Genomic DNA, 24,705 nt, shown 5'->3' with positions numbered 1-24,705 from the left:
AAAAGCCCGCGAATTAATTCGCGGGCTTTTTTGGTTTCTTTTTATCATCATTTTGGGGAGGAGGATTCTTCGGCTTTTTGCCTGCCGTTGGATCTTCCGTTTTTTTGTCATCCGTTCCCGGTTTGTCTGGTTTCTTTGGATCTGCTTTTTCTTTGCCGCTTTTAATCTTCTCAGATGGCGCCGATTCCTTGCCCGAGACGTCTACTGCTGTAACATACAGCACGCCTGATGGGGCAGATAGAGAGGTTTTATCTGATGTTAGACTGCCGATTTTCTTAAACGGACCGTTTCCGGTAGCAGAATAATAGACACGGTAGCCGACTACATCACTTTCTCCTGACGCAGACCAGGATAGCTTCCCGCCTTTGGATGACAGTCCGCTGACTGTATCAGGGTTTTTTCCGTTCTCTGGAAGGTTTGTCTTAGGAAGAAGATGGTCAGAATTTTCTTCTCCGGTCACTTTCTTCAAGTCGACTCCGTCAAACAGCGCATCGTCAATGAGGACGCCTTTTTGAGTAAATTCTTTTGGTGTCGATTCGGACGCTTTGTATTTCTTTCCGTTTGCAATAACATAAAGCCCGGTATCCAAGCTGTTATCTGTTGAATCTGGAGCATATTTTACATTGAATAGATCTGTTGTTACAAGACCTGCTGACCGGCAGAGATCAGACGGAAGTTTTCCGGAGATCCCGCAAATTTCTTTCCTGACAATTCCCGAAGGCATGGAGAAACGATGCTTCGGGGCCATGAGTGATGGCGCGTATTTATAGGCATCATTGGCGAAAGCTGCCCACAGGGTCTGGCTAATATGCTGTTGTCCTGTTGGAAGTGCTTCAGGTTTATCATATCCGTGCCATACACCAAGCGTTACGTTAGGATTTGTCGCTACAAACCAAGAATCCTTGGCAGAGGATGTGGTACCGGTTTTTCCGGCCCAATCTGCATAAAAGTTCAGTCTGCCTGGAATGCTTGCTGCGGTTCCGCCTGGCTTCAGTACATCCCTCATCATATCAAGGATAAGATAAGAGGTTTGCGGAGAATATACTGGTACCGGCTTAGATTTATGTTTATATAGAACTTTTCCATGTTTGTCTTCAATTTTTTCAATAAGGTAGGCATCCACAAACTTGCCTTGGTTAGCAAAGGTTGCGAAAGCGTTCGTATTCTCTTCTACGGTTACCCCGTGGGTCAACCCGCCGATGGCAACAGATGTAGCCGATCTGTCTGTATCAGTAATTGTTGTGAATCCCATTTTCTCCAATCGATTGAAAGCATCGGACCGATTCGCTCTCATGAAGCTGCGCAGTGCAGGAATATTATAAGACTTGGCAAGTGCGGTCCTTGCGGAAAGGAGTCCATGAAAACGGTTATCATAGTTGTTTGGTGCGTAATTGCCAATGGTCAGCGGTGTATCAGGAATGATGTAACCCGGCTGCACTTTACCTTCCTCAATGGCCGGAGCATATGCGAGCAGCGGCTTCATCGTTGAACCATTCTGTCTTAATGCCTGAGTTGCATGGTTCAGCTGTTCACGGTTGTAATCACGCCCTCCGACAAAGCTGATGATAGATCCTGTTTTATTTTCGATCAGTATGGAGCCTACTTCCTGCGGCTGCTTTTCATAGATCCATTTTCCTTTGGCGTTCTTCACGCGGACGAGGTGGGTAGAGCCGAAGAGATATTTGTTCTTCGCTGTTTTCTCCATTTCCTCATAGATCTTTTTATTGATTGTCGTATGAATTTTCAGGCCTTTTTGGCGCAGCTGTACAAAAGCATTCTGACGGTATTCATCTTTTGTGTTCTGCTTAAGCTTGTCAAAGTTCTTGCCGTCTTTTTTCGCGGCGAGCCTCGCAAGGATATCTGCTGAACGGCGCTCGACTTCAATGCTTAAGTAAGGATATTTTTCGTAAGAAGATTCCTTCTTCGTTACAAAGTGTTTTCTCACATTATATTTCAGTGCTTTATCGTATTGTTCAGGTGTGATGGCTCCATTTGTCAGCATGCGGTTCAAAACCGTTTTCATGCGGTTGGTACCATATGTAATATCTTTTTTAACTGCTCCTTGTTGTGTAAATGGAGAATATACAAACGGGTTTTGCGGCATGCCTGCAAGGAAAGCTGCCTGCGGCAAGTTCAGTTTGTCAGCGTCAACACCGAAAACTCCCTGAGCGGCCGCCTGGATGCCGGCTACGTTTCTGCCGGATGAGTTACGTCCGAATGGAACGATGTTTAAATATGCTTCAAGGATTTGCTCTTTTGTAAACAAGTGCTCGAGTCTGAGTGCGAGCAGGATTTCTTTCGCTTTTCTGTCGAAGGAAACCTCGTTCGTTAAGATCTGGTTTTTAATGAGCTGCTGAGTAAGAGTACTCCCGCCCGATCGGTTATCGGAGCCTGTTACTTCCTGAAGCGTTGCCCGGAGGATAGCCTTTGGAACAATGCCGTCATGCTCATAGAAATATTGATCCTCTGTTGAAATAACGGCATCTTTTACGTATGGTGAGATTTCCTTTAAAGGAACCTCCTGGCGGTCAAGGTCAGCACGCAGCTTGCCGATCAGTTGATCTTTGTCAAAATACATCGTACTCGTTTCTTCGTAATTGTAAATGTCATCCTTCATGGTGCTGTAAGCTCTGACTGGCTCGTTTTTTACAAGCGAGGCCAGAAAGCCAGCCCCTGCTCCAGCAGCCAAACAGCCGCCAAGCAAGAACAATACCACGATAATTAAGAATAAGTTCCAGGTGAATGTGTATGTTTTATCTGCGGCCTGTATAATTTTTTTCTCATTTAGATACGCAATAAAGCGCCTCCATTTTTCCTTAATTTCCTCTAGATGAGACATTTGTAAATTCCCCCCTATCTGACTAATTATATCATATCCCATGTCGTTTGAAGGGGGACTTAAGACAATTTTGTCAGTGGATGAGGAATTGACAATGCGTATAACCTGTGGTAAAAATGAAGAATATATGTCAATTGGATAAAGCAGAAGCGAAGATAGGATTTAGTAGTAACCGTCTCCCTGTTACAGAAAGCTGGTGGCCGCTGCAAACCAGTACATAGACTGTTTATGAATTACACCCTGGAGCTTTCTTTGTGAAATGAAAGTAGCAAAGACCGGTTGAAAAGCCGTTAATGGATATGAGTGGGAGGAAATACGTTTCCTTCAACGAGGGTGGTACCGCGGTAATCACGTCCCTTATTACAGGGGCGTTTTTTATTTGTCTTCATCCAGAAACTGAAAGGAGCAACTATAATGACAATTTTACAAGACTTGGAATTTCGAGGTCTCATCAATCAAGTGACTGACCGGGAAGGTTTGGAAGAAAAGCTGCAGAGCGGAAAAACCCCTTTTTATTGCGGTTTTGACCCGACAGCAGACAGCCTGCATGTGGGCCATCTGCTTGTGATCATGACGATGCGGCGCCTTCAGCAGGCAGGCCATCAGCCGATCCCTCTTGTGGGAGGAGCGACAGGAATGATTGGGGACCCAAGCGGGAAGAAGGCAGAGCGGACGTTAAATGAGGCCGGTGTGGTTCAACAATGGAGCGAACGAATTAAACAGCAGCTTTCTAAGTTTTTGGACTTTAACGCTCAGGAAAATCCTGCGAAAATCGCCAACAACTATGAGTGGATCGGCAGCATGGACGTTATTTCATTCTTGCGTGATGTAGGTAAATACTTTCCGCTGAACTATATGCTTGCAAAAGATTCCGTAGAATCCCGTTTGGAAGCTGGGATTTCTTTTACAGAGTTTACGTACATGATCCTTCAGTCTTATGACTTCCTTCAATTGTACCGCCAGGAAGGGTGCCGTATGCAGCTTGGCGGAAGCGACCAATGGGGCAATATCACAGCTGGTCTGGAATTGATCCGCAAAGCCGGAGAAGAAGAGAGAGCATTCGGATTAACCATCCCGCTCGTAACGAAGAGTGATGGAACGAAATTCGGGAAAACAGAAGGCGGAGCGATCTGGCTTGATCCGGAGAAAACCACTCCTTACGAGTTCTATCAATTCTGGATCAACACGGATGACCGTGATGTGATTAAATTCTTGAAGTACTTCTCATTCAAGAGCCATGAAGAGATCAACGAACTTATTGAACAAGTGCAGAGCGCACCTGAAAAACGTGCTGCGCAAAAGGCGCTTGCAGAAGAACTGACTGCTCTTGTGCATGGAGAACAGTCATTGGAACAAGCCATCAAAATCTCTCAGGCACTGTTCAGCGGACAGCTTTCTGAATTGACTGGAGCTGAAATTGAGCAAGGCTTTAAAGACGTGCCTTCCTTTGAAATGGAGTCTAAAGAGGATATCGGTCTGATCGACCTGCTTGTAGCAAGCAAAATCTCTCCATCAAAGCGCCAAGCTCGTGAGGATATAACCAATGGAGCGATCTCAATCAATGGCGAACGTTGCCAGGACCTTGAAAAAGTGGTGGGAAGAAGCTCTCGTATTGATGATCGATTCGTCGTCATCAGAAGAGGGAAGAAGAAATATTTCTTGATCCGATACTAATTATGCTGAATAAGGAGAACCGGCCCTTGTGAATGGGCCGGTTTTTTTGTGTTCGATAATAAAAAGTGCGTTTTCGATAATAAAAAAATTGTATCGATAATAAAATTCGATTTTCAATAATAAATTTTGGTTTTCGATAATAAATGCAAAGAGATGCCACTATTGAAGGGTGAGAGCTATATTTTGGACTGGATTTGTCACTAAATTCGCTTCAAAAGGGCGGATTTTTAGCAATCCTTAAAACTTCTCATGAAAGGGTTCGATTTTTTTAAAAAATGATCCTAAAAAGTCGAACTGCTGCAGTTCTTCGCTGTCCTGATATTTGCAATAAAAAAAACGCTCCGTAAAAACGGAGCGTTTTCTTAAACTTAACGAGAGTAGTACTCAACGATAAGCTGTTCTGAAATTTCAGCCGGTAATTCAGAACGCTCTGGTAAGCGAGTGAATGTACCTTCTAGTTTGTTTTCGTCAAAAGTCAAGAAGTCAGGAACAAAGTTGTTCACTTCGATTGCTTCTTTAATAGCGCTAAGGTTTTGTGACTTTTCACGAACACCGATAACTGAACCAGGTGCTACGCGGAAAGATGGAATATCAACGCGCTTTCCGTTTACAGTAACATGGCCATGGTTTACCAATTGACGAGCTGCACGGCGAGTGCGAGCAAGACCAAGACGGTAAACGATGCTGTCTAAACGAGACTCAAGAAGGATCATGAAGTTTTCACCATGAATTCCTGTCATTTTGCCTGCATCGTTGAAGATACGGCGGAATTGACGCTCGTTTACACCATACATATGACGAAGCTTTTGCTTCTCTTGTAATTGTAAACCGTATTCAGAAAGTTTTTTACGTTGGTTAGGACCATGTTGTCCTGGAGCGTAAGGACGCTTTGCTAATTCTTTTCCAGTTCCGCTTAGGGAAATACCTAAACGACGGGAAATCTTCCATGTAGAGCCAGTATATCGAGCCATGAATGACTCCTCCTTCACTTGTTTTGTTTTAGTAAAACACAACAGTGACTGTTTTCTTTTCATCTGCATATTTTATTTGCCTATACCTTCACTTCAGCAGCCTTTGAAGCTACGAGATATACCATGCTTCTTCAAACATGTAACAAAATAAAACAAATGACGAACACAGTGCCGCTTTATTTTACACAAAGATTAGTATATGTTTTTTCGGGAAACAAGTCAAGGGCTAGTCTTAATATAAAGGCGCCATGGCAGTGATGGCTGAATACAATAATGGCAAAGTGGAAGGAATTGCGTTTCTGTGGGAGAAAGTTTATAGAAAGCGCTTACAAATAAAAAAGGGGTGCATATCTATGAAGTCCAAGTATTTTGAAACCAATGCCATACACGCTGGGTATGAGGACAGCAAGCATGGAGGAAGTCTGTCTCCGCCGATCTACCAGACCTCGACTTTTGTTTTTCCGGATGCAGAAACGGGCGAGCGGAGATTTGCCGGAAATGAAGCAGGATATGTTTATTCCCGGCTGAAAAATCCGACAGTGGTTATGTTTGAGGAGCGAATGGCAGAACTGGAAGGCGGGGAGAAGGGTCTGGCTTTTGCATCCGGTATGGCCGCAGTATCAGCAGTATTGCTCGGCCTGTTGAAAACAGGGGACCATATCCTTTGTTCGGAAGGGGTCTATGGATGTACCTTCGGGCTTCTGCAATATATGGAAGATCATCTTCAGATCGGGCACTCCCTTATTCCAATGGAGAATGAAGCCGCTTTAGAAGCTGCGATTTTGCCTAACACCTCACTTATTTACATCGAGTCGCCGATCAACCCGACAATGAAACTTGTAGATTTAGAAATGGTGTCTAGAGTTGCCAGAGAAAAGAACATTCCAGTCATTGTGGACAACACGTTTTGTTCTCCGTATTTGCAGCAGCCTCTGAAAATGGGCTGTGACATTGTCGTGCACAGTGCGACGAAGTATCTTTGCGGCCATGGAGATGTCATCGGAGGCGTTGCAGTTGGAAGGCAGGACGTGATGCAGCAGATTGCAATGACCGCCCAGAAGGATATCGGTGGGATCATGTCCCCTTTTGAAGCATGGCTGCTTTTAAGGGGCATTAAAACGCTGCCTGTCAGAATGGACCGCCACTGTGATAATGCCGAAAGGATCGCTGTTCTTTTAAAACGCCATCCCTCTATTGAGTCTATCTTTTTTCCGGGAGATCCGGACTTTGCTCAGTATGAGGCAGGGAAGAGGCAGATGAAAAAGGCAGGCGGAATGATCAGCTTTTTGATAAAAGGAGGCAAGCCGGAAGCTCAGCAGATGATGAATGCATTAAAGCTTGTCAAAATTGCTGTTAGTCTTGGGGACGCTGAGACGCTTATCCAGCATCCGGCGACGATGACACATGCCTTAGTGCCTGAACAGGAACGGGAGAAGATGGGGATCAAACAGAATCTGCTGCGCTTATCCGTGGGGCTTGAAGCCTGGCAGGATATATGGGCAGATCTCGAGCAGGCTCTTCAGAGTGTTTATCAAAAAGAAAATCAGGTCGTAAGATAAAAAAAAGAACGGCCCGGAAGTTTTCCGGAGCCGTTCTTTCACATAGAAGTAATGTCTAGCTTCAGTGCCCAGGGCTGAAAACGTGTTTCTTGTTTTCAGCATAATGATGAAATCATCCCTAGTCCTCGGAGGACGATCTAATAACTCACAATTCGTCTTAGGTCGCTTACTCTTTTCTATATATGCTTGTTCAGTTCATCAACAAACCGTTCGAGCCAAACTTTGTCGATCTCATCAAACCTGTTTTTTTCAGGGCTGTCAATATCAAGCACGCCAAACAGCTGGCCATTTTTTACAATGGGCACAACAATCTCAGATTGGGATGCAGCATCGCATGCGATATGCCCGGGAAACTGGTGAACATCTTCCACAACCAGTGATTGCTGGTCTTTTGCAGCCGTACCGCAGACACCTTTTCCCAAAGGAATTCTTACACAGGCCGGCAGTCCTTGAAACGGTCCGAGGACGAGCTGGTCTGACAGTTCTTCATATTCATAAAATCCAACCCAATTAATAGCGGGGAGGAACTGGTTTAAAAGCGCTGAGGCGTTCGCCAGGTTAGCGGTAATGCTTGTCTCGCCTTCTAAAAGAGCACGGAGCTGCTTGAGGAGCAGATCGTATCCCTCTTCGCGATTTTGACTGTATTTTTCGACTGTAAACATGAACATCCCCCTTTTTATGCTAGCCGTCTTTCCCTATCTTATCAAAAATTGTAGAAGATTACATCCGAACAGGTGTATTTGTCGAGCGATTATTAAAGGGAATATCAGGTTTTCCAACGAAAAATAAGTAATAAGAAGGGTGGTGGATACTAAATGTCAAAAGATCAGATGGCTACCAAAATTAAAATTGCCGAAGCTGCGATTGAATTGTTTACAAACCAGGGGTATCAGGGCACCTCGGTCAGGCAGATTGCCAAGAGGGCCGGTGTTAACCTTGCTCTCGTTTCCTATCATTTTGGCGGGAAGCAAGGCTTGCTTGAAGAGCTGATTTCATCATTTTATGAAGGGTATATTCGCAAGATTGAAGTGGTGTACCATACATCGATGGACTATACAGTTAAAGATCAGCTTTTGACCATGATTGAAAGTGTCCTGCATTACCAGCTGAAGCAGCCTGATCTGTCACGTTTTGTCCATCGGGAAATGACGCTTGATTCTACATTAGTAAGGGAAGTGATGACCACTTACCTCTCTAAAGAAAAATATTTTTATGACACCCTATTTGAAAAAGGCATGAAACAAAGGGAGTTTCATAAACAGCCTGTCTTGCTCCTGACCATGCAGCTGAGAAATCTGCTCATCATGCCTTTCCTTCATCCGTTATATATATCTGAAGTCTTCTATACGGCTCCACATGATCCCTTATTCGTTACGTCTTATGTGAATTTCATCAATAAATGGCTGGAGCAGTCGGTTTGTATCCCGCCTAAAAAGAATCCGCTTCTGTCTGCTGTGCAGAATCCGCTATTTTCTTTGCAGGGAAAGTGGAACGGATAAAAGATCTTGGTGGATGAGTATATCATAGCCTTGTCCCAATTCCTTTGCACTATGGGCATCTGAACCATAGACAAAAGGGATTTTCTGTTTTATGGCCTCCTCAATCACCCAATGGGGAGGATAGGACTCTCCACACAATGGCTTGAATAATCCCGCTCCATTGTAGTCAAGTTCATAGCCGTGCAGCTTAATCAGTTCCAAAATCTTTCGGATTTCTTCCTGATAAGATTGATCCGTTGGATACTGCTTCTTAAATTTCTGGGCAAGGGTCATATGGCCGATCCGTTTTGGCTTGTAATTTCCCAAGTCTGATGTGATGGACTTTGATAGTGTCTTATAATAGGCACTGTACACCTTGTCTGTGCTGCCGAATGAACGAACCATTTCACCGAACATGTCCTCGCTGTAATCAATGCAGAAATAGGAGCTTTCCTGCTTAATGAAATGGACGGAAAGAATGGCATCATCAAGCCGGGGACCGACTTCATTTAAAAAATCTTTTGTTTCCTTTTCAAATCCATCAATAAAGTCTACCTCTAATCCGATATTTATGGAGATCGTCTTGCTGTAATATTGTTTTGCAGCTCCCAGTTCGTCCAAGTAGGAAGATAGCCTGCTTAATTCCATGCCTGAATCTTTTTCTGGTACCGGATCAATGAACCCTGAAGGCAAGGGGGCGTGTTCGGTAAAGGTCATTCCGGATAATCCTAATTCAATTGCCCGTTCAATATATAGAGAAATCGGGTCGGCGGTGCCATGCGGACAATACGGGGTATGGACATGGCCATCATAAAAAGTAGACATCGTTAACCTCCTGAGTTTTGTTAAAGGATAAGAAAGCTTTGATATTTATGGAAAAAAATTATGGTTTTTTTCATTTTTTTTTAGTCAAAATTCAGTTTTACATGTTATCATAAGAACATTGAGTTAGCTTTGGACAAGTGAAAAGCACTGTAAAACACTGGCCTTTAATAAAAAAATTGCACTCATTAATTATTATTACAATTAAAATTAAACAATTGTAACATCATTATTACATAGATTTTGCAGTTTTGCAGAAAGGAAGAAAGGGTGCTTCCTATGACATACATAATTGCCGCAGTAGTTGTTTTAATAGCTGTCGTTGTTTTTGGCTCCTTTTCACGCAAACGGATTTATAAGCAGATTGACCGTCTGGAATCCTGGAAAATGGATATCATGAACCGTCCGCTAACAGAAGAGATTTCAAAGGTCAAAGGGCTTACAATGGTTGGTGAAACAGAAGAGAAATTTGAGTCATGGCGCAGCGACTGGGATGAGATGGTCACAGTTGAACTTCCAAATATGGAAGAGGCTCTGTTTGATGCCGAGGAAAGTGCGGACAAATACCGGTTTGGAAAGGCAAAAGGGATTCTGCATCATATTGAATCCCGGATGCAAGCCATGGAAGAGCGGATCAAAGCAATATCAGCTGAGATTGACGAACTGATCACAAGCGAAGAATTAAACAGGGAAGACATTATTGAGGCCAAGGAACAATTCAGTGAGGCTAAGAAGTACTTTCTGACACATTCCCGGTCTTTAGGGAAAACAGCCGTACTGTTTGAAGAGGAGTTTACTGAAGTCAATGCAAAATTTGTTCGGTTTGATGAATTGACCTCACAGGGCAACCACCTCGAAGCCCGAAAAATTCTCGTTGAAAGTATTGAAAAATTAAAAGAAGCCAGATCGAAAATGGAATCAGTTCCTGAACTGCTAGTCATGCTTTTATCTGATTTGCCTTCAAGCCTTAAGGATCTTCAGGATGGATTCTTTGATATGGAACAGCAAGGCTATGTTCTCAATCACATTGGGATCGATAAAGAAATCACAGCGATGAATGAGACGATCACCAAATTGCTCGAGAAGGTATACGCACTGGAAATCGATGAAACGCAAAAAGGCATTGAACAATTAAACGCCGAAATCGATCAATTGTACGATCTTCTTGAAAATGAAGTGGTCTCAAAGCAGTTTGTGATTAAAGAGAAGGAAGTCATCCTTCAATCACTTTCTGATCTTCAGCTGGATATGGAAAAGATCCGTGCCGAAGCTGATATGGTAGCGCTCAGCTACCAGCTTGATCACTCCGATGTAGAAGTTCATAAGCGATTAGAAAAATTGTTCACTAAGCTCCAAACGAGGTTCTCCATCATTGAACAGTCTATCGAAGAAAAGAAGGACTCGTATTCGGTCATCCGTGAAATGATGGAAGAGATGGCGGTTCAGCTGGAAGATGTGAAAAAATCAAACCATGAGTATCAAGAAAAACTTATCAGCCTGAGAAAAGATGAGCTACAGACAAAAGAAAGGCTGAAAGAACTCCGCAGGAAGCTGCTTGAGGCAAGAAGAATGGTACAAAAAAGCAACCTGCCAGGACTTCCTGATCACTATCTGGTCACGATTGAAAAAGCTGAAAGCTATATTATAGAAGTTTCTAAACGGCTTGATGATAAGCCTTTGGAAATTGCAGATGTAACAGAAGTTCTCGAAAAAGCACTGGAAGCCGTTGAAGAAGGCTACAGGGAAACTGCTGAGATTATCGAAACAGCGCTGCTGGCAGAAAAGCTTATCCAATATGGAAACCGGTACAGAAGCTCTTATTCATCTGTTTCAGTACGTCTCATCGAAGCGGAAATTGCTTTCCGTAATTACCAATATGAAGAAGCACTTACCATTGCAGGAACTGCCATCGAAAGCGTACAGCCGGGAATCCTAAAAGAAATGGAAATCAATTTAAAGCAAAAGATTTGATGTAAAAGCTGGGACCTCAAAGTTCCAGCTTTTTCTGTGCGTAATAGTATGAGTACAGCAGCTTGAGGAAATCGGATTCTGAAAATCAAAATATCTTTTTGATTTCATTGATGCCATCCATTAATTTAGAGGGATTTATGGAAGGATAAAGAGAGATATGCAAAAACAGTTTTCTGTTTAAAATACAATTTTTTCTTTTATTCGGTTGTGGTATTATAGATTGATGTGTAGAATAAGTGAGCTAGGCGGAGGAGTCAACCATGATTTATTTTGACAATAGTGCAACAACGAAACCATATAAAGAAGTACTGGATGCATTTGTTACTGTTTCTCAGAATTATTTCGCCAATCCATCCTCCATTCATTCCAAGGGCGGAGAAACAGAACGGCTTATATTCCAGGCTCGAAAAACTGTAGCAGGACTGCTGAAAGTAAAACCAGCCGAAATTATATTTACTTCCGGAGGGACGGAAGGCAATAATACAGCCATTAAAGGAATTGCATTAAAGCATCAGGAGCGCGGCAAACATTTGATTACAAGTGAGGTAGAACATGCTTCCTCTTACGAAACATTTCATTATCTGGAGTCGCTTGGCTTTGAAGTGACGTATCTGCCGGTAAACTCTTCTGGAGAAATTTCCTTGGAAGAACTGGAGAAGAGCATCAGAAAAGATACAATTCTAGTCTCACTGATCCATGTAAATAATGAAGTCGGCACGATACAGCCAATCGTGGATGCAGGGAAAATCCTGAAGAATTTTCCTAAGGTATTTTTTCATGTCGACCATGTTCAGGGAATTGGAAAAGTACCATTGCCATTTAAGGAAGCAGCAATCGATCTTTGCACGATGTCTGGGCATAAATTCCACGGTTTAAAAGGAACGGGTATCCTTTACAAAAGAGAAGGTGTTACCCTTTCACCCCTTCTGACTGGTGGAGAGCAAGAAGCCAGCGTGCGTGCGGGAACTGAAAATGTCGCGGGTATTGTTTCCATCGCGAAAGCGCTGCGCATGACGTTTGATCGCATGGAATACGGAATACGGTCTATGGAGACGGTTAAACAAAGAATGATGGATGAACTGTCTGTTATGGAAGGTATAACGATCAATACACCATCAAACTCTGCTCCCCATATCATCAATTTTTCGATTCATGGAGTAAAGCCAGAGGTAATGATCCATACCCTTGATCAAAAGGAAATTTATGTTTCCACACGTTCTGCTTGTTCATCTAAACAGGCAGGAGCGAGCCGGATTCTGCTCGCAATGGGGCTTGGGGAGAAGAAGGCAGGTACAGCTATACGGATGAGCCTGTCGTTCGATAATACGTTAGACGAAGCAGAAGTTGTGCTTAAAGAATTAAAAAACGCAGTGGTTCAGCTGCAAACAGTAATGGGGTAAATAGAATGCAATATAATCACATTGTTATCCGTTTTGGTGAGTTATCATTAAAAGGGAAAAACCGAAGACATTTTGAGAGCCAGCTGAGGGAAACGGTACGCAGAAAGTTATCTGTATTTCCAAATGCAGTGGTTCTAAAATCATATGACCGGATTCTTGTAGAGATCAATGGAGAAGATCACGAAAAGATGATCGCTAAATTGCAGGAGGTTTTTGGGATTCATGCCATCAGCCTGGCGATCAGAACGGAAAGTGAAATTGAAGCAATCAAGGAAGCTGCATTAGCCGCTTTCCTTGAAAACGGGGCTGCCCCAAAGACATTTAAGGTGTCTGCACGCAGAAGTGATAAGCATTTCCCGGTCGGTTCGATGGAGCTCAACCGTCAAGTCGGCGGTTATATTTTAACCCACACAGAAAATGTTTCTGTCAATGTCCATCATCCTGATGTTGAAGTTAAAGTAGAAGTTAAAGATAACGGTACGTTCATCAGCTGCAAAACCTATCCTGGTGCCGGAGGATTGCCAATCGGAGTTGGCGGGAAAGCGATGCTGATGCTGTCTGGTGGAATTGACAGCCCTGTTGCCGGGTATTTGACCATGAAACGCGGAGTGCGTATAGAAGCTGTCCATTTTCACAGCCCCCCGTTCACAAGCGACCGCGCCAAACAGAAAGCAGAAGATTTGATGCAGGAATTAACACGCTTTGGCGGTAAGATGAAACTGCATGTGGTTCACTTTACAAAAATACAGCAAATCATAAAAGACAAAATTCCAGCAAGCTACAGCATGACCATTATGAGGCGCATGATGCTTCGCATTACTGAGCGGCTGGCTGAGGAACGAAATGCGATGGCGATCACAAACGGAGAAAATCTTGGACAGGTGGCTAGCCAGACGATGTACAGCATGCATACGATCAACGAAGTGACCAACCTTCCCATCATACGGCCGGTCGTTACGATGGATAAGCTCGAGATCATTGACATTTCTCAGAAAATCGGGACTTATGATATCTCCATCCGTCCTTATGAAGACTGCTGCACTATTTTTGTTCCAGCTGCTCCTAAAACAAAGCCGAAACGCGAAAAAGCCAATCGTTTTGAGCAGAATATCGAAAACATGGAAGAGCTGATTGAAGAAGCGCTTTCTACGATCGAAACCATCTCGTTTGAAGAACAAAAAGAAGCTAAGGAATTTGAAGATTTATTTTAGCCTGCAGAATCTCTCTGCAGGTTTTTTTTTGGTACTTCATTTAATATTTACCACGGTTGCAATCCTTGTTTCCTTCACAATCTATAGGTACAGGAGGTGAAACAACATGGCAAACAACAACTCAAACCAACTTCTTGTACCTGGTGTACAACAGGCGATTGATCAAATGAAATTCGAAATCGCTTCTGAATTAGGTGTAAACCTTAGTGCTGACAACTCTTCCCGTTCTAATGGGTCTGTAGGAGGAGAGATCACAAAACGCTTAGTGGCAATGTCTCAGCAGCAATTCAGCGGATCTCAACAAAAATAACCAATTGAATACAAGATGGCTTAGGAGCGGGGCTGCTGCCCGCTCCATTTATGTTTCTGCATACTCCTGCAGTAAATGTTAAAAATATTCCAAAAATATTGTATACTAAAGAAGACCACGGTTTGCATACATAGAGGAGGATTACGGAAATGGAGAATCTTTTAGATTTACAAGCACCGCCTGTCTATAATGTAACAGAGGAAATGGAGAAATTCGCACAGGATGCTTCACGCAAAGCACTGATCTGGAAAGACGATAAAGGAACCATCAAAGAATTGACCTATAAAGCTCTCTTTGAAGCATGCAACAAAACGGCAAATGCACTTAAAAAGCTCGGTTTGTCTAAAGGTGACAGAACTCTTGTTGTGATGCCGAGAAAGATTGAAACGTATGTTGTATATCTGGCATGCCTGAAAGCAGGTATTGTTGTCATTCCTTCTTCAGAAATGCTTCGGCCAAAGGATTTAAGCTACCGCATCAGCCATAGTGAAGCAAAGGCTGTCATCTCGGACCTTGCTTTCCTTTCCAGTATCGACGCCATCGAAGATGAATTGCCTTCTCTTCAACACAAATTGTCTGTTGGCGGACATGCGAACGGCTGGGCCTCACTTGATGATTTATCACAGAATGAAAACGGTTTCTATGAAGGGGAGAAAACCGAAAAAGATGATATGGCCTTTTTATCCTATACATCCGGAACGACAGGCCAGCCAAAAGGTGCTGTACATACACATGGTTGGGCTTTTGCTCATTTAAGGACAGCCGCAAAAGGATGGCTTGGCATCAAAGAAGGAGATAAAGTGTGGGCGACAGCCGGACCAGGCTGGCAGAAGTGGATTTGGAGCCCCTTTGTGTCTGTGTTGGGCTGCGGAGCGACAGGGTTTGTATATAATGGGAAGTTTGATCCTTCAACGTATCTCAGCTTATTGCAGGAACAAGAAATTTCTGTTCTCTGCTGTACACCGACAGAATACCGACTGATGGCGAAAGCCGATGGCCTCGAACAGTACTCGCTGCCGCATCTCCGCAGTGCGGTTTCTGCAGGAGAGCCATTGAACCGAGAAGTGATTGACACGTTTGTCCGCTGTTTCAATGTCACTGTACGAGATGGATACGGTCAAACGGAGAATACACTTCTTGTCGGCATGATGGACGGAATGGAGCTCCGCCCAGGTTCTATGGGGAAACCGACGCCTGGGAATCGGGTGGACATCATTAATGAGGATGGGGTGCCTGCCGGAATTAACGAAGTAGGAGATATCGCGGTGCATCAAAGTTCACCAGCTCTTTTTAAAACCTATTATAAAGATCCGGAAAGAACGAAAAGGGCGTTCCGCGGTGAATATTACTTAACGGGAGACAAGGCGAAGAAAGACGCTGACGGATATTTCTGGTTTGAAGGAAGGGGTGATGATATTATCATCAGTTCAGGTTATACGATTGGGCCGTTTGAGGTAGAAGATGCTCTTGTTAAACACCCTGCGGTTAAAGAATGTGCGGTTGTAGCCAGCCCTGATGAGATCAGAGGCCATATTGTGAAAGCCTATGTGGTGCTGAAAGATGAGAAACCACAAAATCAGGAGACTTTAATAAAGGATTTGCAGGAGCATGTGAAGTCATTAACAGCTCCATATAAATATCCGCGCAGCATTGAATTTGTTTCAGATTTGCCAAAAACGACGTCTGGAAAAATACGGCGCATCGAACTGCGGCAAAAAGAAGTAAAAGGCAGCTGAAAATGAAGGCAGGCAAAAGGCCTGCCCTTTTATGTGCGGAAAAATACCGCGGCGTGCTAAATTTGTGGTTAAATAAGGGAAAGCTTAGACATAAAGAGGTGTGGCATGGGAACGTTATATTCGAATGGCATCATTTACACGCTTGCTCAAGAAGGTGAGACCGTGGAAGCGGTATATGTAGCAGGCAAAACAATAAAAGAAACTGGAACAGCTCAGTCGTTATTAAAAAAGTACAGCGATGAAATTGATTCATCTATTGATCTGGGAGGGGCTGTGATGTTTCCTGGGTTTGTAGACAGCCATCTTCACATCATCGGACATGGAGAGAAGCTGATCAGAAGAGATCTGTCTCATTTTACTTCAGCAGAAGAGATGGGAGACTATCTAAAAAGCGAGGCAGAAAAAGAAAAGCCAGGAAATTGGATCATCGGTGATGGATGGAATGAAAATAATTTTTTGGACAGAAAGATCTTCCATAGGCTTGAGCTTGATGAGCTGTCACCTCATCATCCAATGCTCCTTTCACGTGTTTGCCGACATGCTTTTTTGGCCAACAGTGCAGCCTTGGAACTTGCGGGAATTACGAAAGAAACAGAAAATCCTCCGGGAGGCATTATCGTCCGTGATGTAAACGGTGAGGCAACAGGTTATCTCCTGGACAGCGCTGCAGACCTTGTCAAAAAGGCTGTGCCGCCTGTGACAGAAAAATACATATCGAATGCCCTAACTTCTTCTGTGCATGATTTGCTCTCATTAGGGCTTACAGGAGGACATACCGAAGACTTAGGGTATTACGGCGGCTTTGAAAAGACGGTGTCCGCATTCAGGAGAGTGCTGAATGGTGATTCTATAAAATTTAAAGCACATCTTCTTGTTCATCATAGTGTGGTCAGTGATTATCAAGAATCAAAGCTTTCCGAAACAGATTCTCCGTATATTGAATTTGGGGCAATGAAAATCTTCAGTGACGGAGCGTTCGGAGGCCGAACCGCGCTGTTAAGCAAACCGTATAACGACGCTCCGGATACTTCAGGTGTTGCAATCCATCGGCCGGAAGAGTTAAAAGAACTTGTTCACCTTGCAAGAAATCATATGATGGCTGTCGCTGTCCATACGATAGGTGATCTTTCATTAGAATACACACTTGAGGCTATCCGGGCACATCCGGCCGTAACCGAGAAGAGGGACCGGATCATTCATGCTGGACTCGTCAGGCCTGATCTGATTGAGCAAATAAAACAGCTGCCGATCGTTATCGATATACAGCCAAGCTTTGTTCCGTCTGATTTTCCATGGCTGATCGAAAGGTTAGGCCTGGAAAGAATACCGTATGCATTAGCATGGAAAACCCTCATTGATCATGGGCTTCACTGTGCAGGCGGTTCCGATGCTCCAATAGAGGCAGTGAATCCATTAGAGGGAATTTACGCTGCGGTGACAAGGAAAAAACCGGATGAGAACCATGAAGGGTATCAGAAGGAAGAAAAACTTACAGCCTACCAGGCGGTTCAACTGTATACCGCGGGAAGTGCTTATGCGATCAGCAAAGAACATACAAGAGGACGGATCGAAGCGGGATTCGAAGCGGATTTTACTGTGCTGGACAGAGATATCCTTGCCAGTGATCCGAATGAAATCCTCGAAGCAAAAGTCCTTTATACGATCATTGATAATTCGATCGAATTCAGCGCCTTTCACCACTAAGCCATATACAAAAAACAACCAACCCGCAACTACCGGGCTGGTTGTTTTTTGTTAGAAGCTATTTTTGAGCTTATAAGAAACTTCTCCTGACTTTATGCCAAAACGAGTTGTCTTTGAGTTTAACCGTTTTTACTTTTCGATCGGACAGCTCAAAACGGATCACTTCTGAATGCCTGATGCTTAGTGCTTCATTATCAATGCCGATGATCGGGTACTGGTTATTGTCCTGTTCAAACTTAAATGTCAGCTTTCTCTCATTGCTCAAAATAAAAGAAGATCCGAGCGTCCGGTAAAGGTTGTTGTTCAATGACGCCATCTCGCTGACCTGGTAGCACTGGAGCTTGGGATCAACGACTGCACCAGTGACTGATTTATTGTATGCCGTGCTTCCGGTAGGGGTGGAAACGATCATGCCGTCACCTCTGAACGTTTCAAAATACAAATCATCAATGAACACATCCATAGCGAACGTTTTGATAATGGAAGAACGGAGTGAGCATTCATTCAGGCAATAAAAAGTAGAATCGTCATGATCCATCGACACGGCCAAGGTTGGATATTTTCTGACCTCAACTTGATCATTATCCATAGCTGATATCATTCCCTGGTGGTCATCTATTTTAAAGTCACAGTAGAAACCCAGTTCTCCCGTACTGACACCTACATACAGACAGTCTTCACGGAAACCCGTTTTTCTGACGGCCTGTAAAAATGCTCCATCTCCTCCGATAGAAGCAATAATATTAGCTTTTTTATGATCATCTACAATCTTAAATCCATAATTTTCAGCAAAGGCAATTAAAGGTTCCACTTTTCTCAATACTTCATCTTCCTGCTTATAAAACAAGTATAGATTTCTGCGTTCGTCTGCCATGTAAAGTCCTCCTGTCGATGTTTCTGTCACTATATCATGTTCTACTTTCACTTTGTAAATCCTTTTGTGAATCGAAACAGGTTTATTTTTCTTTATGCCGACCATAATGGTAATGAAAGGAAGTATGGCCTGTGATGATTTTTTTTATCGTACTCATTATTTTACTGCTCTTATTTATCATTCTGCTTTTTTCAACAGTACACGTTTCCTTTTTATACACACACAAAGGGGACGATGATTTTTTGCGTATTAAAGTTTCCCTGTGGAAAGTGATCTCCTATTCCGTCGTGGTGCCCGAAGTTAAAGTCAATACTTCCGAAAAAAAGATTGAAGCGAAAAAAAAATCAAATGGGGCTGCAGGGGTCAAAAAGAAGAAAACAAAAATCACCGTACAGACCATTAAGGAAAGCCACAGGAAATACAGCAGGCTCCTTGTCCATGTGACGGGCTTTTATAGAATTCTTCGCCGATTCTTAAAGAAAGTTACAATTTCACAGGTAAGGTGGGACAGCCGGTTCGGCCTTGGAGATGCGGCTTCAACAGCTGTTGCATCAGGCATGGTCTGGGCTTTAAAAGGCAATGCCCTTGGCATGCTGTCGCACTTTGTTTCTTTAAAAGGAGTGCCTTCCATTCAGGTCATACCTGTTTATCGAGGGACTCTTACGCAAACCAGGCTATCCTGTATGATTTCTTTTAAAATCGGGCATGCTATTGTCGTCATGTTACAGATGTTGAAACATTGGAGAAAAATAAGCTCCAGCAAAAGTAAAAAATCAAAAAAATATATAGCAGGAGGAACATCACATGTCTGAGCATCCTATTGAAGGCCTTATGAAAACGGCGATGGAAAATCTAAAACAAATGATCGATGTGAATACCATTATCGGCGATCCGGTAGAAACGCCTGATGGAAGTGTAATCTTAACTGTTTCCAAAGTAGGTTTTGGCTTTGCAGCAGGAGGAAGTGAATTCAGCAGCGGTGATCATCAAAGCCAGGGTGGAGGCCAGCAGGGCCAGCAGGATTCCGGTGAAGAACTTCCGTTTGGGGGAGGAAGCGGCGGCGGTGTTTCCATCACTCCGATTGCTTTTTTAATCGTTGGTTCAACAGGTATCAAAACCATTCACTTGGATAACAGCACTCATCTTTATGAACGCCTTCTAGATTTGGCTCCAAGTGTTGTGGAAAAGATTCAGCATATGATGAACAACCGAAACAGACAAAGAAACGTTCAGCAAAACCAAAATCAGCAGCAAAACCAAAATCAGCAGCAAAATCAAAATCAGCAGCAAAATCAACAGCAAAACCCTTTTTAAGTTAACTGTCCATCAGTTAGCTTTTTCTTTTCATCTTTACCGCTTTTCGTCTCTAACCAGGCGCTTCTGCATTACTTGATCCAGCTTCAACTGGCCAAAAGCTTGGTCGTTTCACTCTCTCACCCCAACACAAAGACCGTGTTGAAGTTTGAGAGTTCCAACGCCTCACGCTTTTCAACGGCCGTTTCAGCATTACTTGATCCAGCTTCAGCGCCTAGAGACTAGGTCACTTCGCTCTCTGCCAGAAAACAAAAAGAGTTTTATGGCAGAGACCTCCAGTGCCTTTCGTCTCTAACCAGGCGCTTCTGCATTACTTGATCCAGCTTCAACTGGCCAAAAGCTTGGTCGTTTCACTCTCTCACCCCAACACAAAGACCGTGTTGAAGTTTGAGAGTTCCAACGCCTCACGCTTTTCAACGGCCGTTTCAGCATTACATATTATTTGCACAATCGCTTTCTTCGCTATATTATGAAACATGTACATAATCAAATAAAGGAGGCTTTTTCATGGGAGTAACATTTAAGGAAAAACCGGTTACGTTAGCAGGGAAGCAAGTAAAGGCTGGTGACCAGGCTCCAGATTTTAAGGTTCTGGCCAACGACATGTCAGAAGTGACACTAGCGGATTCTAAAGGATCTGTTCGATTGATTTCTGCCGTACCTTCCGTTGATACAGGCGTTTGTGATGCGCAAACTCGCCGTTTTAACGAGGAAGCGTCGAAATTGGATAATGTTAAGATCTTAACTGTCTCAGTGGATCTTCCATTCGCTCAAAAACGCTGGTGCGCCGCTGCTGGTGTAGAGAACGTGCAGACACTTTCTGATCACCGTGATTTGTCTTTCGGCCAAGCTTACGGAGTGGCGATTGAAGAATTGCGCCTCCTTGCACGGGCTGTTTTCGTCGTAGACAGTTCAGACAAAGTCACTTATGTGGAATATGTGGATGAAGTGACCAACCATCCAAATTATGAAGCTGCCATCGAAGCTGCAAAAGCTGCTAATTAAACGAAAAACTCCGGAGGCATGCTCCGGAGTTTTTTAACGGTGTTCCATCTCCCATGTAACGCTTCATTGATTAATATAGAACGAAACGCATGCTGAATGCGGGGTAAGGATATAGGAGGAAGTAATATGAGCAGCCTTTCGAATGTAGAGAAGCTTTTTACGGTTATTGATCAGTCATCTGAGAGAATTAAACAAGAAAAAGAATTAACCTATCTTGAGGCGCTTGTGGATACAGGTGAAAACTTATTTCATCAAGAGATACCGGAAGACGTATCACAAGTGACAAAAGCTTTTTTAGAAAAAGAATACGCGAAAATCAATCTCGATACGATGGGAGCGGAAGAAATTCGGAAAGCATTCCAGCTCGCCGTCTTAAAAGGAATGAAAGAAGCCATACAGCCGCATCATGCCATGACACCGGATGCTGTAGGTCTCTTTGTTGGGTACCTTGTACAAAAACTCATGCAGCAGAAGAAAGAATTTGTCCTTTTGGATCCCGCAGTCGGATCGGGCAACCTGCTTACAACCGTTTTGAACCAGTTTGGCGAAGAAGTCCAAAGCTTTGGTGTTGAAGTGGATGAGACTTTGCTGCGATTAGCTTGGATCGTCGCCAATTTGCAGAAACATAATGTAGAATTATATCATCAGGACAGCATTAAGCCTTTGTATGTAGATCCTGTAGATATCGTTGTTGCGGATCTGCCTGTTGGCTTTTATCCAGGGGATGAAACTGCGAAAGAATTCAAGGTATTTGCAGAGAAGGGCCATACGTACGCACATCATTTACTCATCGAACAAAGCATCAATTATTTAAAAGAATCCGGCTTTGGCGTTTTCCTCGTTCCTAATTCGTTGTTTTCGAGCGAACAAGCTCATTTGCTTCAAGACATGCTGAAGGAACGTGCAGTAATTTTAGGCATGATCCAGCTGCCAATGTCGCTCTTTAAACAGGAAAGCCATGCAAAAAGCATTCTGCTGCTGCAAAAAAACGGAGAACACACCATCAAACCAAAACAGGCACTCCTTGTTAATTTGCCATCCTTTTCTAAAAAGCAAGCGATGGGGAGCGTAATGAGCCAGATGAATGCGTGGTTTAGCTCTGAACTAAAACGTTCATAATAAAAATGATGAAAAACTCCTTCCGTGGAAACGAATTCATTTCTGAATATAATGAATATGCCTGGAAAACGCTTAACAAACTTGAAATAAGTGTGCAAGGGTGTTTAAATGGTTAAGGATATTATGAATTTATAATGGGAAAGAAGTTCATGTCATTCGTGCACTTCTTTTTTCATTGCAGTTAAGGAGCTAAAAAGAATGGCTAAAATTATCGCAATCAACGCTGGGAGTTCTTCACTGAAATTTCAGCTGCTTGAAATGCCTGAAGAGAAAGTTCTAACAAAAGGTGTAGTTGAGCGTATCGGATTAAATGACTCCATTTTTACCATTGAAGTAAATGGAGAAAAAATAAAAGAAGTAACAGATATTCCTGATCATGGGGTAGCGGTTAAAATGCTGCTTGAAAAATTGACGGCGGCCCACCAGGTCATCTCTTCTTATGATGAGATTGAAGGGATCGGACACCGTGTTGTTCATGGCGGTGAAAAGTTCAATGATTCAGCTGTAATCACTGACCAGGTCTTGGAGGAAATTGAGGAACTGTCTTTCTTGGCACCTCTTCATAATCCGGCTAACGTTGTCGGTATCAGAGCGTTCAAAGAAATTTTGCCGAACGTACCGGCTGTAGCTGTTTTTGACACGGCGTTTCACCAATCCATGCCTGAGCTCTCATTTTTGTATAGTTTACCCTACGAATATTATGAAAAGTACGGCATCCGTAAATATGGTTTCCATGGTACCTCTCATAAGTATGTTACAGAACGTGCAGCTGAACTGCTTGGCCGTCCGGTCGAACAGCTTCGCCTTCTATCCTGCCACTTAGGTAACGGTGCGAGTATTGCTGCCATTGAAGGCGGAAAATCCATTGACACTTCTATGGGCTTCACGCCATTGGCGGGTGTTACGATGGGAACGCGTTCTGGAAACATTGACCCAGCATTGATTCCTTATATCATGCAAAAAACAGGCCAAACGGCTGAAGAGGTACTAAACGTTTTGAATAATAAGAGCGGAATGCTAGGTGTATCAGGCTTCTCTTCTGATCTTCGTGATATTGAGCAGAAGGCAAATGAAGGAAATGAAAGAGCAGAACTTGCTCTGGAAGTTTTTGCTTCCCGAATCCATAAATACATCGGTTCTTATGCTGCTCGTATGGCTGGCATCGATGCGATTATCTTTACAGCTGGAATTGGTGAAAACAGTGATACCGTTCGTGCGCGTGTTCTTCGCGGTTTAGAATTTATGGGCGTATACTGGGACCCTGCATTAAACAAAGTACGCGGAAAAGAAGCATTCATAAGCTATCCTCATTCACCGGTTAAGGTTATTATCATACCTACGAATGAAGAAGTGATGATCGCAAGAGATACAGTAAGACTATCTAAATAATAATGTTTATAGAGCTGGTATCAGGTACCAGCTCTTTTTTTATAGGTATCCAACTTTCACTTTTCATGTTGGGATACGGGGCGTTGGTAAAACTCTTCTGCCGGTTTTTTGTTTTTATGGATCAAAAGAATGTATAATACTATTAAGAAAAGCGTAAGTGCCTTGCTTAGGTCCGACAAGCGCTGGAACTCTTACACAGCAACACGCTTTTTGTGTTGTGGGGTAAGAGTGAAGCGACCAAAGACGAATTGTTCAATTCGTCCTCCGAGGACCAATGCAGAAAACAAGAAACATGTTTTCTGCCCTAGGCACTGAAGCTAGACAGCACTTCGACAGATATCATCTTATAAATGTGCAAATGGCAGGAGGTTGAATTGTGAGCTTAACTTCAAGAGAGGAAAAAGTATGGCAATCCATCACCCAGTGGGAGTCCAATTATTTTGATTATGAGCCGACAGATTTTGAAGCGACCTATGAACGATGGATTAAAAATCAGCTGAACCAACTGAACCCGGCACTCATTGAAAAAATGAATAATTTCATTGATTCTGCATTGTTTCATGTTCACGCATTGATTCAGAATTCAAGATACCAAACGGATGTAAGAGAGAGGCTGCTGTCAGAAGCACGTATTTTTAATCCCGAAGTGGAGATTATTGAAGATTTACAATCATGTACGATTGATCAGCTTACATATATTGCGCAGCAGCAAATCGCAAGAAGCCGGATGCTTTCTTTAGCGCAAGGGGGGCTTTCTGGAACAGGGGGACTCTTGCTGCTCGGGATGGATATTCCGGCAATGATTGCTTTGCAAGTACGTTCCATACAATACATCGCAATGAATTACGGATATGATATACAGAAACCGTCTGAAATGATGATGTCGTTGAAGGTATTTCATGCTTCCACGCTTCCAAAACGGTATCAGTATGAAAGCTGGAACGAACTCCTTGAGGAGATTTCGAATGGTGAGCGTGATTCGTTCTTTTATGTTGGTGATGAATCCGTTGCCGATGTATCCTGGCTTTCTATGCCGCTTAAACAGGGAATGAAGGGAATCATTATTACCATGCTCAAGAAAAAGATGGTACAGGGTATTCCTTTGCTTGGTGTTTTGTTTGGAGCTGCCATGAACTATCAAAAGTCCAGAGAAGTAACAGAATTCGCTCAAAAATTTTATCAAAAGCGTTTTCTCTTGGAGAAACAATCATAATTAGTATGCATACAGCATACAAAAACACCCGGAATCAATATCCGGGTGTTTTTGTATCCAATGATGTAATGGATAGCTCCATTGCGAGGATTTTAACAGGGCACTTGTGCTATTCT

Annotated in this window: 20 protein-coding genes and 1 other annotated feature; of the genes, 15 read left to right on the top strand and 5 right to left on the bottom strand. The window is 43.2% G+C overall.

The genetic code is table 11. From position 1 onward, the window contains the following. Positions 1 to 13: 13 nt before the first annotated feature. Positions 14 to 2,839 carry a transglycosylase domain-containing protein gene (locus M1K46_RS13155; protein ID WP_256226301.1) on the bottom strand — a complete coding sequence of 942 codons (2,826 nt, stop codon included), beginning with the start codon at positions 2,837 to 2,839 and terminating at the stop codon, positions 14 to 16. Between the two features lie 143 nt (positions 2,840 to 2,982). Continuing rightward, positions 2,983 to 3,200 (top strand) — a binding site (T-box leader). A 53-nt stretch (positions 3,201 to 3,253) separates the two neighbouring features. Here M1K46_RS13155 and tyrS point away from each other — a divergent pair. Further along, complete coding sequence (gene tyrS / locus M1K46_RS13150) at positions 3,254 to 4,513, top strand: tyrosine--tRNA ligase (RefSeq protein WP_256226300.1); 1,260 nt, start codon at positions 3,254 to 3,256, stop codon at positions 4,511 to 4,513. A 368-nt stretch (positions 4,514 to 4,881) separates the two neighbouring features. Here the strand turns inward: tyrS and rpsD are convergent, their stop codons facing one another. Further along, the gene (rpsD, locus tag M1K46_RS13145) at positions 4,882 to 5,484 is read right to left on the bottom strand and encodes a 30S ribosomal protein S4 (protein WP_053357547.1); all 603 of its coding nucleotides are present in this window, start codon (positions 5,482 to 5,484) and stop codon (positions 4,882 to 4,884) included. Between the two features lie 347 nt (positions 5,485 to 5,831). On the opposite strand from rpsD, the gene megL reads away from it, so the two are divergent. Then, positions 5,832 to 7,043: a methionine gamma-lyase gene (megL, locus tag M1K46_RS13140; protein WP_256226457.1), complete on the top strand. Its 1,212-nt coding sequence runs from the start codon at positions 5,832 to 5,834 to the stop codon at positions 7,041 to 7,043. 176 nt (positions 7,044 to 7,219) lie between these two features. On the opposite strand, the gene M1K46_RS13135 is transcribed toward megL, so the two are convergent. Next, on the bottom strand, positions 7,220 to 7,705 hold the full coding sequence (locus tag M1K46_RS13135; RefSeq protein WP_053357549.1) for a GAF domain-containing protein: 486 nt from the start codon (positions 7,703 to 7,705) through the stop codon (positions 7,220 to 7,222). Positions 7,706 to 7,858: 153 nt separating this feature from the next. On the opposite strand from M1K46_RS13135, the gene refZ reads away from it, so the two are divergent. Beyond that, positions 7,859 to 8,542 (top strand): forespore capture DNA-binding protein RefZ, encoded by a 684-nt coding sequence (gene refZ / locus M1K46_RS13130; protein WP_256226299.1) that lies wholly within the window; start codon positions 7,859 to 7,861, stop codon positions 8,540 to 8,542. Here the strand turns inward: refZ and hisJ are convergent. Then, on the bottom strand, positions 8,510 to 9,346 hold the full coding sequence (gene hisJ / locus M1K46_RS13125) for a histidinol-phosphatase HisJ (protein WP_256226297.1): 837 nt from the start codon (positions 9,344 to 9,346) through the stop codon (positions 8,510 to 8,512). The genes refZ and hisJ overlap by 33 nt on opposite strands. 276 nt (positions 9,347 to 9,622) lie before the next feature. Here hisJ and ezrA point away from each other — a divergent pair, with 276 nt between their 5' ends. The 6 genes from ezrA (at position 9,623) to M1K46_RS13095 (ending at position 17,675) form a co-directional block, all read left to right on the top strand. Further along, on the top strand, positions 9,623 to 11,314 hold the full coding sequence (gene ezrA, locus M1K46_RS13120) for a septation ring formation regulator EzrA (RefSeq protein WP_256226296.1): 1,692 nt from the start codon (positions 9,623 to 9,625) through the stop codon (positions 11,312 to 11,314). A gap of 260 nt (positions 11,315 to 11,574) precedes the next feature. Then, positions 11,575 to 12,714, top strand: a complete 1,140-nt coding sequence (locus tag M1K46_RS13115; protein ID WP_256226295.1) for a cysteine desulfurase family protein — start codon at positions 11,575 to 11,577, stop codon at positions 12,712 to 12,714. Between the two features lie 5 nt (positions 12,715 to 12,719). Next, positions 12,720 to 13,925, top strand: a complete 1,206-nt coding sequence (thiI, locus tag M1K46_RS13110; RefSeq protein WP_091003910.1) for a tRNA uracil 4-sulfurtransferase ThiI — start codon at positions 12,720 to 12,722, stop codon at positions 13,923 to 13,925. Between the two features lie 106 nt (positions 13,926 to 14,031). Beyond that, entirely contained in the window at positions 14,032 to 14,235 is a 204-nt protein-coding gene (locus M1K46_RS13105) for an alpha/beta-type small acid-soluble spore protein (RefSeq protein WP_053357555.1), read from the top strand. 149 nt (positions 14,236 to 14,384) lie between these two features. Beyond that, positions 14,385 to 15,971 carry an acyl-CoA synthetase MbcS gene (mbcS, locus tag M1K46_RS13100; protein ID WP_091003913.1) on the top strand — a complete coding sequence of 529 codons (1,587 nt, stop codon included), beginning with the start codon at positions 14,385 to 14,387 and terminating at the stop codon, positions 15,969 to 15,971. Positions 15,972 to 16,076: 105 nt separating this feature from the next. After that, on the top strand, positions 16,077 to 17,675 hold the full coding sequence (locus M1K46_RS13095) for an amidohydrolase (RefSeq protein WP_256226294.1): 1,599 nt from the start codon (positions 16,077 to 16,079) through the stop codon (positions 17,673 to 17,675). A gap of 70 nt (positions 17,676 to 17,745) precedes the next feature. Here the strand turns inward: M1K46_RS13095 and M1K46_RS13090 are convergent, their stop codons facing one another. Further along, positions 17,746 to 18,549 (bottom strand): NAD kinase, encoded by an 804-nt coding sequence (locus tag M1K46_RS13090; protein WP_256226293.1) that lies wholly within the window; start codon positions 18,547 to 18,549, stop codon positions 17,746 to 17,748. A 134-nt stretch (positions 18,550 to 18,683) separates the two neighbouring features. Between M1K46_RS13090 and M1K46_RS13085 the strand changes: the two genes are divergently transcribed. From M1K46_RS13085 to M1K46_RS13060, 6 genes are all read left to right on the top strand, one after another. Continuing rightward, positions 18,684 to 19,361: a DUF2953 domain-containing protein gene (locus M1K46_RS13085; RefSeq protein ID WP_256226454.1), complete on the top strand. Its 678-nt coding sequence runs from the start codon at positions 18,684 to 18,686 to the stop codon at positions 19,359 to 19,361. After that, a complete protein-coding gene (gene ytfJ, locus M1K46_RS13080) occupies positions 19,354 to 19,863 on the top strand; it encodes a GerW family sporulation protein (protein ID WP_256226292.1) in 510 nt (169 codons plus the stop codon). The genes M1K46_RS13085 and ytfJ overlap by 8 nt, the downstream gene beginning before the upstream one ends. 507 nt (positions 19,864 to 20,370) lie before the next feature. Continuing rightward, a complete protein-coding gene (gene tpx / locus M1K46_RS13075; RefSeq protein WP_091003931.1) occupies positions 20,371 to 20,868 on the top strand; it encodes a thiol peroxidase in 498 nt (165 codons plus the stop codon). Between the two features lie 126 nt (positions 20,869 to 20,994). After that, positions 20,995 to 21,987, top strand: coding sequence for a class I SAM-dependent methyltransferase (locus M1K46_RS13070; protein WP_053357562.1), 993 nt, complete (start codon positions 20,995 to 20,997; stop codon positions 21,985 to 21,987). A gap of 198 nt (positions 21,988 to 22,185) precedes the next feature. Beyond that, entirely contained in the window at positions 22,186 to 23,376 is a 1,191-nt protein-coding gene (locus M1K46_RS13065) for an acetate kinase (RefSeq protein ID WP_091003936.1), read from the top strand. 376 nt (positions 23,377 to 23,752) lie between these two features. After that, positions 23,753 to 24,589, top strand: a complete 837-nt coding sequence (locus M1K46_RS13060; RefSeq protein ID WP_256226289.1) for an EcsC family protein — start codon at positions 23,753 to 23,755, stop codon at positions 24,587 to 24,589. Positions 24,590 to 24,705: the final 116 nt, after the last annotated feature.

Origin of the sequence: Fictibacillus sp. WQ 8-8 (genome assembly GCF_024494405.1) — a bacterium.
GTDB classification, from domain to species: Bacteria; Bacillota; Bacilli; order Bacillales; family Fictibacillaceae; genus Fictibacillus_C; species Fictibacillus_C marinisediminis.
The sequence above is the reverse complement of the archived record's forward strand: the minus strand, read 5'-3'. Positions and strand labels throughout refer to the sequence as shown.

Coding starts and splice junctions, on each gene's coding strand:
- M1K46_RS13135 (WP_053357549.1), bottom strand. CDS start 7,705: ATGTTTACAGTCGAAAAATACAGTCAAAATCGCGAAGAGGGATACGAT.
- M1K46_RS13070 (WP_053357562.1), top strand. CDS start 20,995: ATGAGCAGCCTTTCGAATGTAGAGAAGCTTTTTACGGTTATTGATCAG.
- hisJ (WP_256226297.1), bottom strand. CDS start 9,346: ATGTCTACTTTTTATGATGGCCATGTCCATACCCCGTATTGTCCGCAT.
- M1K46_RS13115 (WP_256226295.1), top strand. CDS start 11,575: ATGATTTATTTTGACAATAGTGCAACAACGAAACCATATAAAGAAGTA.
- M1K46_RS13095 (WP_256226294.1), top strand. CDS start 16,077: ATGGGAACGTTATATTCGAATGGCATCATTTACACGCTTGCTCAAGAA.
- M1K46_RS13105 (WP_053357555.1), top strand. CDS start 14,032: ATGGCAAACAACAACTCAAACCAACTTCTTGTACCTGGTGTACAACAG.
- M1K46_RS13085 (WP_256226454.1), top strand. CDS start 18,684: ATGATTTTTTTTATCGTACTCATTATTTTACTGCTCTTATTTATCATT.
- rpsD (WP_053357547.1), bottom strand. CDS start 5,484: ATGGCTCGATATACTGGCTCTACATGGAAGATTTCCCGTCGTTTAGGT.
- refZ (WP_256226299.1), top strand. CDS start 7,859: ATGTCAAAAGATCAGATGGCTACCAAAATTAAAATTGCCGAAGCTGCG.
- thiI (WP_091003910.1), top strand. CDS start 12,720: ATGCAATATAATCACATTGTTATCCGTTTTGGTGAGTTATCATTAAAA.
- M1K46_RS13090 (WP_256226293.1), bottom strand. CDS start 18,549: ATGGCAGACGAACGCAGAAATCTATACTTGTTTTATAAGCAGGAAGAT.
- mbcS (WP_091003913.1), top strand. CDS start 14,385: ATGGAGAATCTTTTAGATTTACAAGCACCGCCTGTCTATAATGTAACA.
- M1K46_RS13065 (WP_091003936.1), top strand. CDS start 22,186: ATGGCTAAAATTATCGCAATCAACGCTGGGAGTTCTTCACTGAAATTT.
- ezrA (WP_256226296.1), top strand. CDS start 9,623: ATGACATACATAATTGCCGCAGTAGTTGTTTTAATAGCTGTCGTTGTT.
- tpx (WP_091003931.1), top strand. CDS start 20,371: ATGGGAGTAACATTTAAGGAAAAACCGGTTACGTTAGCAGGGAAGCAA.
- tyrS (WP_256226300.1), top strand. CDS start 3,254: ATGACAATTTTACAAGACTTGGAATTTCGAGGTCTCATCAATCAAGTG.
- ytfJ (WP_256226292.1), top strand. CDS start 19,354: ATGTCTGAGCATCCTATTGAAGGCCTTATGAAAACGGCGATGGAAAAT.
- M1K46_RS13155 (WP_256226301.1), bottom strand. CDS start 2,839: ATGTCTCATCTAGAGGAAATTAAGGAAAAATGGAGGCGCTTTATTGCG.